The 16,360-nt window shown below is 43.1% G+C and carries 7 protein-coding genes; all 7 read right to left on the bottom strand.

Annotation, left to right across the window (positions count from 1 at the left end):
- Positions 1-126 precede the first annotated feature (126 nt).
- Positions 127-1,953, bottom strand: a complete 1,827-nt coding sequence (locus GSY63_RS24005) for a glycoside hydrolase family 35 protein (protein WP_166588383.1) — start codon at positions 1,951-1,953, stop codon at positions 127-129.
- A 25-nt stretch (positions 1,954-1,978) separates the two neighbouring features.
- Positions 1,979-4,390, bottom strand: coding sequence for a sugar-binding domain-containing protein (locus GSY63_RS24010; protein ID WP_208094646.1), 2,412 nt, complete (start codon positions 4,388-4,390; stop codon positions 1,979-1,981).
- Positions 4,391-4,396: 6 nt separating this feature from the next.
- Complete coding sequence (locus GSY63_RS24015; protein ID WP_166588384.1) at positions 4,397-5,920, bottom strand: glycoside hydrolase family 30 protein; 1,524 nt, start codon at positions 5,918-5,920, stop codon at positions 4,397-4,399.
- Between the two features lie 189 nt (positions 5,921-6,109).
- Complete coding sequence (locus tag GSY63_RS24020; protein ID WP_166588385.1) at positions 6,110-7,819, bottom strand: RagB/SusD family nutrient uptake outer membrane protein; 1,710 nt, start codon at positions 7,817-7,819, stop codon at positions 6,110-6,112.
- Between the two features lie 18 nt (positions 7,820-7,837).
- Complete coding sequence (locus GSY63_RS24025) at positions 7,838-11,047, bottom strand: SusC/RagA family TonB-linked outer membrane protein (protein WP_166588386.1); 3,210 nt, start codon at positions 11,045-11,047, stop codon at positions 7,838-7,840.
- A gap of 604 nt (positions 11,048-11,651) precedes the next feature.
- Positions 11,652-12,890, bottom strand: a complete 1,239-nt coding sequence (locus GSY63_RS24030) for a vanadium-dependent haloperoxidase (RefSeq protein ID WP_208094647.1) — start codon at positions 12,888-12,890, stop codon at positions 11,652-11,654.
- A gap of 80 nt (positions 12,891-12,970) precedes the next feature.
- Positions 12,971-16,309 (bottom strand): VCBS repeat-containing protein, encoded by a 3,339-nt coding sequence (locus tag GSY63_RS24035; RefSeq protein WP_166588388.1) that lies wholly within the window; start codon positions 16,307-16,309, stop codon positions 12,971-12,973.
- Positions 16,310-16,360 lie beyond the last annotated feature (51 nt).

A 16,360-nucleotide genomic window follows, 5' to 3' on the forward strand; every position in this document is an offset into this window, starting at 1 on the left:
TTCAAAATTTTTGTTTTATAGAACATTACGATCCGCACTCTAAAACGTTACTCAGCTAACACTATTTAAGTTGATGATTTATTTTATTCTCATTTTATTGGGTAGTCCTGGCTATAATCCTATTATTCATTTCACTTCGTCGAGAATAGGTTTGGCAACAAAAGTTAAAGTCTTAAGCGGTTTTAACAGATCGAACACCACAATCTCATTGTGCCCCATTTTTAACCACTCTGCCGGAACATAGAGCGTTTGCTGAGGACCAATGTTCCAATAACGACCTAGGTTATGTCCATTAACCCAAACAACACCTTTACCCCATCCGCTCATATCAAGGTAGGTGTCGCTCAGTGTGTTGAGGGTAAAATTACCTTTTTGTATTGTTGGCGCTTTGAAAGTGTCATTCTGCTCCCCCAATTTCAGTTGGCTCAGGCTCTCAAAAGGAAGTTTATACATCATCCAACCCTTCAATTCTTGCTGATTGAACGATACAGCTTCGGTGATACCCTTTTTATTTTCCAGCAAATATTTACCAAAATTAATCCGGCCCAGGTTCTCAACAAGAATATCAAGCGTTACCATCCCCTTGGGTAGTGTTAGGTTCATACTATCCTGATTTAGCCGCCGGTCAAGCGTGCCAATAGTGCGGCCGTTAATCATCACAACCGCATAATCCTTGAGACCGTTTATATGAAGTTTACCTGCTCTGCCACCCTGAATATTTGTTCTATAAAGCACGAATCCATAATCCTGATGCAAATCTTCAAAGGTCATCGGTTTTAAATTACTAATGTCGGAGGACAAATAATCCAATACGGAAACCGACTGGTTTAATTTTACTGCGGGGATGACAACAGCAGGTTTAGCAGCCGGTATTGCCGGCAATACGGTACCTGGCGGCAGATGGTTTTTAATAACCTGCCGGAAGGCCATAAATTTAGGGGTTGGATTTCCAGCCTCATCTAACGGCGCGTCATAGTCATAACTGCTCACTTGGGGTTCAAAGGGGGTGCCATCCTTAAAGTTTGCGCCGTTCATAAAACCGCGCGTGGTTCCGCCATGAAACATGTACATATTGATAGAAATGCCAGCAGCCAAAACAGAGTCGAGATGAATTGCATATTGTTCTGCAGGTACAGTGTGATGTTTGGTTCCCCACCAGTCAAACCATGCGGGATACCATTCTGCAATATAATAAGGCCCTCTCCCTCCGTGATTATCGTTAATAAGCTTTTTTATTTTAGCCGGATTATCAACACCATTAATTGCGGCTAATAATCCTGGTAAATGGCCTGCTTCAATAGCATCCGCCGGATCGCAGGTGTAGAGCAAACCGTCGAAACCGGCTTCCTTAAACATCTTTTGGTTAACAGCGAGATACTCTTTATCACTGCCGTAAGACCCGTACTCATTTTCAATTTGCACCATCAGAATATTTCCACCATGATTAACCTGAAGTGGTGCAAGTCGTTTTCCAACTTCCCTTATATAGGCTTCATACTCTTTCAAATATTGTGTTTCCTTACTTCGCACTTCCAGTCCTTTTTCATTTTGAAGCCAGTAAGGGTAACCACCAAACTCCCATTCGGCGCACACATAGGGGCTGGGCCGAAGAATCACCCACAATCCTTCCTCTTTCGCAATTTTTACAAATTCAGCAATGTCGTTATTACCTTCAAAATCAAATTTACCTTTTTGAGGTTCATGTAAATTCCAGAAAACATAGGTACCGATGGTGTTAAGTCCCATCGCTTTTGCCATTTTCATTCGGGCCCGCCATGCTTCACGCGGGATTCGTGGATAATGCATCTCCCCGCTGATCATTTGAAACGGCTTCCCGTCGAGCAAAAAAACGGAATCGGCCAACGCGAATGTATGCTTTACTCCCTGAGCCTGGGTGTTGAAGACTGCAAAAAGCAGCCAAAGGATCAGTGCACGTTTGATATTCGTTGTCATGTATATAAGTAGGATATTATTAATTCTATTTTACATTAAGCTTTACCGTAGCGGTACTAAGTCCCGGTGAAGAGAACCGGACTTCGACATCACCGGGTTTGCCGCTGGTTTCGATATACGCGAGCAGTTTTCCATGTATCGTTTTGCGTTTAGGCCCCTGATAGTTCTCGTGACTTGACGAACTTCCGCTCTCCAATCCTAGTAATCTGGCGCTTCCCGAAATCTCTACCTCTATTTCATTGTCGGCAGTGTAGACCGGAACACCATTCTGGTCCGTTACCTGTACTTCGATTTGACTGATACCTTTCTTTAATCCGGGGAGACTAACACGATCAGCAGATGCAGAAATGGCGGCCGCATTACTGGCAGTTTTGAGTACAAAATCTGATACCTGTTTACCGTCTTTATAGCCTTTTACAAGTAGTTCGCCGGGCTGATACTCCACATTCCATGAAGGGATCTGGCCTGATGAAGTATCCCTTAATTTCTTGCCTAATGATTTACCATTCAAAAACAGTTCGGCTTCCGGACAATTGGTAAAGCATTCTACCCGTAATTTGTGTCCCGTAGGCCAGTTCCACAGAGGCTGAACACCACGATGGCTCCAAATGCCCCTATCCTGGTTTTGAATTGGTTCTCTCACAGCGATGTAGATCATTGGTTTTTCGGCCCAGAGGCTCTGGCGATAAAAATATTCTGTTTTTTTAAAGCCTGCCAAATCAAGCAACCCAGCACCATTGCTTCGTTGCGGCCATTTTCCCGCTTCACCTAAATAGTCTATTCCTGTCCATAGGTATTGGGCAGAAATGTATTTATTAGAATCCACCGCGTTCCAGGCTTGTCGTGCCATACCATTCTCGCTACCATAGATAATACGGTTCGGGTATTTTTTATGATCATCAGGATAGCGATATTCCTGATAGTTGTATCCTACAACATCAAGCACTTCGGGAAAGCCAACTTCATTTGACATAACCACACCCGCCAGTGCCGCCGTAACCGGTCTTGTTCGGTCTTGCTCTTTAACAACCTTTACCAAGTCAGTTGCAATACTCGTCAAGCCGCTTGCCGCCGGGTGATCGGGAAGGTAGCCTTTGCCATAAATCTGAGGGTTTCTGCCCGTATTTAAAATTTCATGTGTGTAAGGATCATTTGGATAATCTATTTCATTACCGATACTCCATAAGATAATCGACGTATGATTCCGGCTCCTTTTAATCATATCGGCAAGGTCGCGGTGTGCCCACTCTTTAAAATATTCGTGATAGCCATCTTTAGACGGAGTACCAACATTCCATCCCTTTACCCATTTATTTTTGCCGATTTCCCATTCGTCAAATGCTTCGTCCATAACCAGGAAACCCATCTTATCGCATAGGTCATATAGGTAGTCGGCGTGTGGATTATGGCTTAAACGCAGCGAATTGACACCTCCCTCTTTTAAAATGGTCAACCTTCTCTCCCATACCTCACGTGGAACTGCTACTCCGAGCGCACCGGCATCATCGTGAATGCATATACCTTTTAATTTGAGATTAACACCGTTCAGAAAAAAACCTTCGTTTTTATCGAAACGTATACTTCTAATGCCAACACTTTGATTTACTTCATTAATTGGCTCTCCATCGCGCAAAACCTGTAATTGCATACGGTATAATTGTGGATGTTCTACGCTCCACAATTTTGGCGACAAAACCTGTTGCGTAAGCTCTACAGAGGTTTTCCCCGGCTTAGAGAGTAGCTTTACTGTTTTCGCTGCAGCCACACTACCATCCTCCTTAAACAGGTTCAGTCTTACACTAACTGGCACCGCATTCTTCAATGTGTTAGTAACGTCGGCATTAATCTTAACCAAGGCTTTATTACTTGTTACCTCTGGCGTAGCAAATGCAATATCCCAGGGATGGATATTCACTGGATTCTTCACAATTAAGTAAACGTTCCTGTAAATTCCACTGCCAGTGTACCATCTCGAGTCTGCAAATTCTGAATGATCTACTTTTACCTTAATTATATTTTTTTCGGCGTAATTTAGAAACGGCGTCAAATCATATTCAAATGGGATAAAGCCATTCGGCCTTTTACCTAAAGAATGCCCATTGATCCACACTTCACTGTTTTTATAAACTCCATCAAAATAAATGCTGATCCTTTTTGATTTCCATTTTGGATTTGCGGTAAAGGTTTTTTGATACCATCCTATGCCACCAGGTAAATACCCGGTAGCACTTGCCCAATCTTCGCTAAAAGGGCCTTCAATGCTCCAATCGTGCGGCAAATCAAGGGTTCTCCAACCGGCATTTACCGTGGTATCGCCCAAATGAAATTTCCAGTTAGAGTTAAATAGCTCGGCGTCATCTATTTTCTGAGCCCGAAGTTTTGCCGGCAGACAAAAACACAGGAACATTAGAAAGGCCGAATAGGTAATATTTTTCATAGGTGGTTAATTAATATAGCCCGTTATTGTTGTGATAGATTGCGGGTCGATTGTTAGGGTCTGTTTATCCCTTAATATTTTCGGTTCAAGTTCTTTGTTATCAGTGGTTATATAGCTGCGTAGCAAATGGATCTGTTTCCCTTCAGAATCTAGCTTTAATGAAATACTGTTTTGACCCGAATTGACGATTACAGCCGTAAAATCTTTACCGTTTCTGAAAGCAGATACCAGGAGTTTGTTATCCTTCGCCGTAGCCGAATTAATGGATGCATCAATTCTGACAGCTCCCGGGCGAATGAACCTTGCGTAGTTTCCAAAAGCCCACAGCATTTTGCTAGTGTAAAAATTGCCATCGGTTTTCTGTTTGTCTACGTAGATCAGTCCATCCTTATAATCGTAAGGAGAAATCGCTGTCCACCACTGCCATGAGGTAGCGTTAGATTTGGTTAAGTCCATCTGGACAACGCGTGCCAGGTAAAGCGCTGGCACTATCCCTAAGTCTCGTTTACTTCCGTTTATTTCACCAGCATTGTCTCCGAGGATACAATATTCCGATTGCCAAAATTTTAAACCAGGTATTTTGGATACGCTGTCTGCAAGTTCGTTCCTCATAGCCTCGCCCTTAGTAAAGGGTGAGGTTGTGAAATAGCTATGCGCCGCAATCGCTGGCGCTACATTTCGTAGATTCCCGATATAAGCGGCAGAACCCGGCTTGAAGAAGTCACTTATCTCATTGCCCTTGCCTGGCTTATCTCCTGTTTTATATAAATATTCTATGCTCCCGGCCTCCGGAACAAGAATTTTAGCAGTAACATTCCCCTTTTCAAACCGTGCGTTAATTTCTTTAACCAAGGCTGCTATTTCAGAATTCTTGAAAGGGCTTCCTTCCTGACCACCATCGCTCCAATCCCATTGTGGTTCGTTAACCGGGCTTACGTAATCAAAATGAATTTTCAGCTTTTTATCAAATGTTGAAACAAGCTCGGTTAGGTAGTCGGCAAAACGCTGATTGCCATCCGCGGATAAATTAGTCTTACCACCGATGGTAAATGCCTTACCGTTATTGGTAAAATTAACTGGCGCACTATTACTAAAACAGAGAAAATGTGGTACCCGCCTTGCCCTTGCAGCTTTTAGAAACCATACCTGGCCGGCCTGACGGCTCCAATCATAATGCCCGTTATTATCTAAAAAAGACTCCGCACGTCTCCATTCATCTTTGATGCCGCTTGCTTCCGCTTGTTGTGTACTCCCCGCGCCGGCGTTAAACCGCCAAAGCGATAGTCCGATGCCTTTGGGCGCTCCGTTGCGGGCCGTATCCAGGCTAAAAAGCAAATCTGCAATGGCATTCTTTTTAGCGTCGGGCCAATTACCAACAAACTGACAAGCCCAGGCATCTGAAGCTCCAAAATGCTCAATAGTTTGAAAGGATTTATCGGTGTTTATAATCAGCCTGACATTTTCAGACTGGCCATAAACCCAGTTGGCCACACACAGTAGCGGCAACAATATTTTTATATTTAATCGCATAAAGACCGGTAAATAATTTAGTAAAGCAAGCCAGCTTGTTGGATTTATAAAAGGATGTGAATCCCTTCCAGGTTTGGGTGCAATTCTTCCAGCTCACGAGTTCCGTCAGATAAAAGTGACTATCTGCCAACATGCAGACGGTTTTGTAAAATATCACGCCGGCCTCAACCGGCGTGATATTGCATTCTATTAATAACCAGGGTTTTGTTGCAGTTGATTATTTGATGCCTGTATCTCCGTTCTTGGAATTGGCAACCAGTAATGCTGTTGCAAAAATAACCTGCCATCTAAAGCAACCTTAGGTGTGTAAGTAAAGGTACCATCGCTTTTCTTGGTGATGATTACACCTGCTGCAGGTTTGTTCTCTGTAACATCGGCAATCTTCCAACGGCGTACATCGTAGTAGCGATGCTCTTCAAAGGCAAGCTCAACGCGCCGTTCATAGCGTACCGCGTCCCTCATTTGACTTTGCGATAAGCCTGCCGGAAGCGCCGGCATATTTACGCCCGTACGAGACCTGATCATGTTGACGGCCTGTGCTGCCGAAAAAGAAGATCCGGCAGGTATCGCATCTGGTCCGTAAGCCTCATTTGCAGCTTCGGCAAAATTGAGCAGGATTTCTGCATACCTGAAATAAATCCAGGGCTGGAATCCTGAGTTACCCCAAGGGTTTTCGAGTGGATAAGCATCGTTCTCAAATTTCCTCAGATAATAGCCTGTTTTGGTGGTGTTCCAATTGCTCGGGCCATCGTTACTGTCTTTGCCACCAGGCAGATACGAATCTACAGTTGAGCCACGGTAAGATGAACCATTGTATAACACAGTCATAGAGAAGCGGGGATCCCGGTGTACGTAAGGTGTGCTTGCATTATAGCCAGATGTAGGGTCGGTAATTGGTTTCCCGTTATCCATTTCATAATCATCAACAAGATTTTGAAGTGGTGAATTTCCGGCCCAACCGCCATAACCATTTGGTCCGTTGGCAATTTCGAGTGCCGTGTGTGGCGCATTTTTGGTGTAAAGACGTTCGAAAATAGCTTCGTTAGTCTCATTGGTCAAAAATAGATTGCCATATCCACCCTGATAGATACCATATTTATTCAGGCTTATTACTGCCTGAGCGGCTGTAACTGCATCTTGCCAAGTGCCAACATTGTATAAAGGGCTTGCTGCATATAAAGTTAAACGCGACTTTAATGCCAGCGCCGCACCTTTAGTTGCCCTACCTAATTGCCAGGTTCCACTATTATCCACTGGCAGTTTTGAAGCGGCATCATCTAATTGCGCGTAAACATACTTCATACAATCAGATAAACTAGCTCGTTTGTAAAGAGCAGGATCTTGAAGATTGTCTGTAAGATCTACCACTTGGTCGCCCATCAAAACCACACCTCCATAATTCCTGATTAAATCCTGGTAGCGAAAAGCGCGTATAAATTTAAGCTCACCTTCCAGATGAGTTTTATGGCCCGCACTCATACTCAATTTAGGTAATACGCTGAGGGCATAGTTACATTCCCTGATACTGCGGTAGCTTCGGCCCCAAAGTACCCCTGCTATACCCAGATTTTCGGGAGCCAACTGGCCACGCTGCATTAGCCAAGTATTGTCGTCGTTATTATAAATTGATTCGTCTGTTACCGAACTCCACATGCTGTATTCAAAGCCACGGCCAAAACCAGGGTTAGAGCCATCCCCTTCTTTATCCTGCAATTTGGCGCCGATATACCTATTGGTAACATAAGCTTCAAAAATTGTAGTGTCGGATTCTATAGCTGCTGTCGATATGCGGTCTGTGGGGGTAACATTTAACAAGTCCTTCTTGCACGCCGATAAAGCGGACATTCCGGAGATCATGATCAGTAAATATTTTACGTATGATGATTTATTGTATTTCATTTTCATCTTCCTTCTGGTTTAAAATTTCACGTTTGCGCCAATACTGATAATTCGCTGTTGCGGATAAAATTGGCCGCTTCCATTTTGTCCGTTCGGATAAGATTGACCGCTTCCGTTTGTTCCTTCGGGATCGTAGTCTTTAACCTTGGTAATAGTGAAAAGGTTAAATGCACTCGCGTACAATCTCAAGCCCGATATTTTGATTTTCGACAAAAAGCTTCCTTTAAAGTTATAGCCTAATTGTACGTTTTTCAAACGCAGGAAAGAGGCGTTATTTAACCAAAAAGTGTTCGGATATAAACCTCCACTTATAGCGCTTGATGCTCGGTCTGTTACCCTTGGGTAGCTTCCGTTTGGATTAGTAGGGCTATAACGGTTATCGGCCCAACTGCTGTAAAAGTTGCCAATACTGCCAGATTCTGGTAATACATACTGGCTCACATCAGTTTGCCCGGCAAATAGAACCGATAAATCGAAGTTCTTATAACCTGCGTTCATATTCAAACCATAAGTAATTTCCGGAATGTTGCCATATTTAGTGCGGGTTTGGTCATCTGCAGTAATTTTGCCGTCGCCGTTATAATCTTCAAAAATAACGTCGCCCAATTTTGCTCCTGTTACGTGCGGATATTTATCGAGATCTGCCTGGGTACGGAAAATACCGATAGAATTATAAAGCAAATAGGTATTGAGCGGATGCCCGGTTTGGCTTTGGTATGGTAAAGCGCCGGCAGCTTCATCAATGAAGATTATTTTGCTTTTGGCGTAGGTGATGTTACCAGAAACACCCCAAAAAAATTCAGAGCCCGAATGACTATAACCTAAAGTTGCCTCAAAACCGTTGCTATTTACTTTTCCGATATTCTCTGACGGCACAAGCGGGTCAGAACCGTATGGATTTACTATACCCGAAGTACCCGGGATAGAAGCATTTCGTGCTGCCAGAATATCAGAACGTTTTTGTTGAAAGTAGATGGCCTCTAAATTGAAGTTCTTTAAGAAATTCATATTGATGCCGATATCCAGTTTTTTGGCAACCTCCCAGGTGATGTCGGGGTTGGCCAATTTAACCAGGTTTACGTTGGGCTGAATAACATTGCTGCCGCTACCCGGAACGCTGGATACAAAACCACCGCTCACTAAAACGTAATTATCAAAGTATTGGAAACCATTTACGTTATCATTACCCAACGAGCCATAAGAAGCTCTCAGCTTTAAGTTGTCAATAAATTTAACGGTATTTGCAAACCAATTCTCTTTAGACACTACCCAACCCACAGATGCCGATGGGAAATAACCCCATTGTTTACCCGGAGGGAAAATAGAACTACCATCTGCACGTAACTGACCTTCAAATAAGTATTTCTCGTTATAGTTATATGCTAAACGGCTGATAACGCTCCGTCTGTTATAATTGCTGCTATAACCCGAGTTCAGATAATCTGTTGCAGCCGTACCACCCTGCGAAAGTTCGGGCAGTTGTGAAGAGAGGAAATTGTAGCGGGTTGCGTCAAAGTGCTCTAAGTGATTTTGACTTTGCTCATAACCTACAAAAGCGGCAATGCTATGGGCGCCAAACTTATGATCGTAATTTAGTTTGATATTTGAGGTAATGAGGGATTGATTATCCTGGCCTTCAAACAAGAAAGGGTTATTATTATTCCCGCCTACGGTTACCGGGTTGTATACCTGTGATGTTGGATCATAGTTATACTCGGTGTAGGGTTTGCTGAAATTCTTATCGAATAGGAATGATTTGTCGACAGAGAAGAATCCATCCAGAGACAATCCATCAACACCGGGAATAGCGTAGCTGGCTTTTAAAATCCCATTAAAAACACTTTTCGGATTATTGTTAGTTCCACCTATGTCGGTTACCTGTAACGCCGGGTTATTATTCTCGATACCGGTGGTAGGCAAACCGTTAGGATAAAAGGCATTTACCGTAGGTTTGGCACGGTAAATTGATCTGAAGATATCGCCGGCACCAATCTCCGGATATACACGATCTTCTTGCCTGCCTGATAACGACAAGCCTACTTTTAAACGTTTGGTTACATTCGCATCAATGTTCGACCGGAAATTATATTGATGATATTTAGTCGCGCCATCTTTGTAAAGACCATCCTGATACAGAGTACCTAACGAAACGTAATATTTAACGTCGTCCGAACCACCGGTAATTGATAAGTTTTGCTGGTTCTGCACACTATGCCCTTTCAAAACCGTTTTCTCCCAATCGGTATTCGGATAGTTCAAAGGATCAGATCCATCGCCGAACTTCTGAATCTGAGCCGCGGTATAAGCCTGATTTAAGCCACCATTTGGATTGGAATCGTAATCTATTTCGTTCATGATTTGCGCGTATGTCGGCGCATCTGCCATTTTAGGCAACCTGGTTGGCGAGTTAAAACCTTGATTAAAGCTGTAATTGATAGTCGGCTTTCCGGTTTTGCCTCTTTTAGTAGTAACCAAAATTACACCGTTTGCTGCCCGGTTACCATAAATAGCCGCCGAAGCATCCTTTAACACAGAAAGGCTTTCGATGTCATTAGGGTCCAACCTTTCCAAACCACCAATTTGGCCAGGAATACCATCAACAACAACTAATACATCGTTACTTCCAGTTGTTGCAAGCCCCCTCACGGTGATTGACGAACCGTCGTAACCAGGCTCACCACTCCTGTTATTAACCACAACGCCCGACATCCGGCCGGCCAATGCATTGGATAAATTGGGTTGCGGGCTTTTAACCAATTCTGCTCCTTTAACCTGCGAAATAGAACCGGTTAATGTTGCTTTCTTTTGGGTGCCGTAACCTACAACTACTACTTCGTTGAGGGATTTGGTTTCAGCGGCGATCTGGACATTTAAAATCCCATTTGCAGGAACTTCCATTTCCCTGATGGTGTATCCAACCATGTTGAACACAAGCGTCTTTTCGCCTGTAGCCAAGTGAATCGAATAGTGCCCTTTGGCATCCGTGGTTGTACCTTTGCTTACACCTTTAACGGTAACAGTCACACCCGGCAGAGGTGCCCCTTGCTCGTCGGTAACAACGCCTGTAACAGTCATGTCCTGTTGAAGGTTGGCTTTTGGGGGCGCCGCCTTCAGCGAGGCGGCCTGTACCGATACGCCACCTAACATAAGTGCGCTTACTAATAGCAAGCCATACAATCTTCGTTTTTCTCCCGGCGGAGAACTCTCGCCAAGTAAAATTTTTCTCATGTTTAATTTTTTGTTTAATAATTGGTTTATGCTATCAATCGCAAACGGAGGGGTGGTTTGATAGTGTTTCTTAAAGCTAATCTCAACGAAAATCTGGAATTAAAAGAGGGAAAATCCCGCAAATTTAGAGGGGTAAATGGGTATTTTGGAGCTCAAAATCGCAAATGAGGCCGATAATTACGATTTTTAACACCCAAGTTTGGCCAACCATTTCAAGAGCATTGTTTTTGGTTGGAGCGTAAGCAAGATCGATAAGAAATACCCAGAATAGACCCATGCTTAACCGTCTAAACGGTTTGCACATTCAATAATAAAAGAGAACGAAAAGTTCCGATGTTCTAATTAATAATTGGAACAAAACTGCAGCATTACAGTACGGTATTAGCGATGGAAGAAGTTTCCCCAAATATGCACTGAAAGTGTTTCGCTATTAAAAAGACTTATAAGTAGTTAAAAGTGGAGCAAAACCAATTTATTGAAGAACTCAATTAATCCATAACTATTTACTTATCAATCAACTAAACAAACCGTCAAAACAAAAATGACTTTTAAGTAGGAACACAGTGGTGCGTGTGGAACATTGCACCACGCACCACCTCGCGACTTAATGAGCTGCCTTAATTTTGCCAACTACCCAGTTACCAATATCACGTCCTTGTTTTACACCGGTGGTAATTGCATCACTAAAATGGATGCCGCCGTATAAACGAGAAATTGCCGCTTCGTCGGCTGCTTGTTGAAAAGATTCGAAGTGTCGTGGCTTAAGGCCGTATTTGTTTTCTACAGAGTCGGTATAACTAAAATGGTTGCCGAAGTAATGAGTTAAAATAACTGCCGAGGTAGCAGAAATACATGAGTGCCCGCTTAGGTATTCCGGGAAAGGAGGCGTCTGTAATAATGGCATCCATTCGGGATCAATCAGCTCGCGAATCGCGGTCTCCGGGCGAATGCGATTGGTCCTATACTTTTCTCCCCAACAACCAATAAAACTATCCATCAACCCAACGGCTACAGCTGTGTGGATGGCCATTGTTCTAGAAAAATCTGTATGCGCCTGCTGGCAGGCGTTTGCGGTAATTCCCATCCAATGAGCGCCTGGGGAAATTTTCTTCAAGCCAATTAACATGTGGCCATTATCTTGCACAGCAAAAGGGTTGCAATCCCAAAAGCCCGCAATTTCCCGCTGTTGAGGTGATAATTTTGAAGCAGAGAGCTTATAATTAATAAGCATCAACTTGTAAAAGGCTGATTCAGGCAAACGCGAAAAAGGGATTGGCTCAACTGCCTTAAACTGGGAATTAGAATCTAACGTAAACGAACGAACGGTATAAAAGTACGGCTCCACCGGCGGCATGTAAGCCGGCGGAGTTGGATACCAACTCCCCGGTTGCTTTAAGGGAATATAACGCTTGTAAGCACTGATTTTCCGGTAGCCGTCATCACGGGCATATTTCAGGATTTGCTTACTAACCTCCAATGCGTATTTTCTGGAACTGTCGATCATTTTCTGGCTATAGCCTATTTGGCTACACGAATCCAGAAACTTCTGTTCGTAGGCGGCCATTAGTGCGCCAGAAGGCTGTAGTTTGGCGGCCGTTTCTATCATCGCCAAAAGGGCGCTTAATCTATAATCATAACCTGTAACGGTTGTATGTTTAAAATGAGGATAGCCATTGAAATTGGTTTGAAACTTCTTTTGCCGCGCGTCATTGTCTGTGACAACCTGATAGCCGGCAAGGCAAACGTAAGAATAGAATCTCGCAGCCAATGGTGGATTAGTTACATCATGAATCATAATGCCGGTCATCTTGGCTATTACCCGATTGATTTCTAGCGGCGTCATGGTGGGATCTTGACGTTTACAACTAGCGAAGTAAGTTGCCAGGGCTAACAAAATTGCGAAATAGAAACTTCTTTTCATTATTAATTCAAATGGTAAGCTTTTAGAGATTGTTGATTAATTCCAAATATCCAGGTACTATTTACATCAATTACGCTCCGTACATCACCAGTTAACTTTAAGCCGGAAATTGACTGCGGAATATAAGAAAAGCTGCCATCGCCGTTCCCTTTAAGTAGCACACCAAAGTTTGCATCCGATTTACCTAAGCGAAGCCTTGCATTGCCAACGTTGCCGCAAAGTAGCAAGTCGGGTTTACCATCCTTATTATAATCCAATTGATTAATCGTAAAAATTGGCGAGAACTGCACCTGTGGCGGCAGTGGTAATATTTTATATTTATTTTGCCTGGTGCTAATAAAACAGGTTGTGGAAAGTGTATTTGCTTGTAAATGCCCGGCTCCAGCCATCTCATCACCCTGAAATATTTCTTTGATGGTGGCATCGGCGTAGCTATTATAATCCGGGAAACGTGTCCGCATCATACTCATTTGTTCCAATAATTCGTCTCGTGTGATATATGGATAGCTTTTGTGTTGTATATAGAAACAGAAAATAGGGTCTACAGTACCGTTGTCGTCAAAATCCTTGAAATATAATTCGGCAGGCTCCTTATCCGACGCCTTGCATTGTGTATTCAGGCCTTCATTACCCACTATAAAATCAGGACGGCCGTCAGCATTGAAATCCGCTACTTTGATGCAATTCCACCATCCCCTCTTCTGTGCGCCGAGATAATCTGTTGATCGATCCATGAGTTTGCCCTTGTCATTAATAAAAATTTTAACGGGCATCCATTCGCCTACCACTACCAAATCAGGTTGCTTATCGTTGTTAATATCAACCCAAGCCGCATCAGTTACCATCCCAATTTTTCTGATAAATGGATAATTTGACATTGTTTTATCAGTAAAATGCCCCTTGCCATCATTGATAAGAATATAACTATCAGGTGCAACGGGATAACTTCCGGGCACCACGCGCCCCCCTACAAACAGGTCATCAAAGCCGTCGCCATTAATGTCGGCAGCGCGTACGCAACTTTTACTTGCTAGCATCTTTGGTAACGCCCCATTCAAACGTTCAAAATTTCCGTTCCCTTTATTAATAAGCAGTTCATCCTGTAATTGCGGGTCATCCGGAGTAAGATCACCATAGCCGCCGCAAGCCAGATATAAATCCGGTAGGCCGTCGTGGTTTGCGTCAAAAAAAAGTGCGCTTGTAATATTTCGTTTGGCTAATAAATCAAAAACCGCAGTAGTTTTCTTGGTAAAGGCGCCCGATTTTTGTTGTAGATATAGCGTAGAGGACTTTCCGTTTTGACCTCCGATGAAGATGTCTTCCAGACCATCCCGATTTACATCCGCTTTAACCATAGCTGGACCTGAAAACGACATTGGATTAACCATTAAGGGCTGCCTCTTAAAATCATTAGTTTCCATTGTTACGTCTGTATAATTCACAGGACTTGAGACTGAAAGGAATATATTCGGCTGCTCCACTAGCTTTCTCGGTAGGTGTAAAGCATCGGCCTCCTTAACCTTCAATTTTTGATCTGCTGCGGGGTGCTGAATAGTTTGTGATTTTCCGGAGGCCCAGGTTATCTTTATTGAGTCAATTTTGTCAGTCTTTCCCAATCCAAAATGCAAAATAGGCGACACGCAAGATTGATATCCTCGTGAAGGCAGCTGCTCCACGCGTTGAACTTGTTTACCTGCGTACAGAGTCGCAACAGTTCCAAGACCACTTGTTATACCTTTTGCACCGAGCAAATCAATGTCGATAAAATGATTGTGGTTGCGCTGACGAGAAAGGTTTTCATAAACAAAGGCTGGCTGGTTCACATTATTTATGACTAGATCAAGATCGCCATCGTTATCCAGATCTACATACGCCGCACCGTTACTGTTAGAGGGCTGCCTGATGCCCCAGTCATAAGAGACGTTATTAAAAGTTAAGTCTCCTTTGTTTTTAAACAGATAGCTACTAACCTTTGAAGACGGGATTTTTTCGATTAATGAAAGTAAATCCTGCCTGGTAAACCTTCTATCCTGTAACTGATCTCCCATGTACTTCAGGAAATCCATATTAGTATAGTCCCTCAAAAACCCATTGGTAATAAATACATCTTTCCACCCGTCGTTATCATAATCAGCAATCAACGGGGCCCAGCTCCAATCCGTGTTCGAAATTCCTGCAAATTGTCCTACTTCGCTAAAGGTTCCGTTTCCGTTATTCAATTGAACCATGTTACGCATGTACTGATAATAAAATCCGTGTTTTAGGTTAAGGTCGAAAAGTTCGTAATTATCTGTGCCTGCCAGCAATTTTTGTCGCCGATTATCCTCGGGCAACATATCTAGAGTAATAATGTCAGGTTTCTGATCATTATTAATATCGGCGATATCATTCCCCATCGAATAAAAAGAGGTATGTCCGATAAATCTCGATAGCTGATCGGTAAATGAGCCGTGCCCGTTATTGATATATAATTTATCTGGCAGGTTGTAATCATTATTGAGATAAATATCTGGCCATCCATCTTCGTTGATATCCGCAATACCTGCAGACAGACCGTAGGAAATCGCCCCATTTTCGATGCCGCTTGGCTTAGTACGATCAATGAAGTGTCCATCTCTGTTTTCCAATAATCTCACTCCTCGTTCGGGGTCTTCTTTTTTTGTTAGACGCGCAACCTCATCGATGTTGATATTATTGAGCCGCTCCGGACTGTGGTTCACTAGTAATAGGTCCAAATCGGCGTCTTTGTCATAATCAAAAAAATAGCCCTGGGTAGAGAAAGACGGAAAATCGAGCCCGTATTCTTTCGTCATTTCCTTAAAAATGGGAACATTGTTTCGATCATTGCCGGTGTTAATGAAAAGTTGATTAACCCGCTTTTCGGATCTGACCTTTCCGGAATAACACAGATAGATATCCATTTTTCCATCTCCGTTCACATCGGCAAAAGTTGCGCTCGTTTTCCAGGGGCCGGATCTGCCGGCAACTCCGCTGATAGCGGTAACGTCGTGAAATTTAAGATGCCCATCATTTAGATAGAGCTTATTATCAACCATGTTGCCCGTAAAATATACATCCTGAAGCCCGTCTCCATTAAGATCGGCGGTAGCTACGCCTCCCCCATTGTAGAAATATTCGTAAAGCAGCACATTAGTGTTCAAACCCTCTGTTAATGTATTTTCAAAATCTATATGGGTAGATTCTGCAGGCAATAACCTAAACAACCCTTCCGTTGGCTGCGCCTGATCTGCTTTCTGTCGGCAGGCCGTTATAAATAACAGAAAGCTAAACGTCGCTGCCTTTAGCAGATATGTAGCAGATTTAGGGGAAATAAATAACATGACTAGCTGATGAGCGTTGGGTGAACAGTTGTATAAAAGAGCTATATTATA

The sequence above is a fragment of the Mucilaginibacter agri genome, from assembly GCF_009928685.1.
Lineage (GTDB): Bacteria > Bacteroidota > Bacteroidia > Sphingobacteriales > Sphingobacteriaceae > Mucilaginibacter > Mucilaginibacter agri.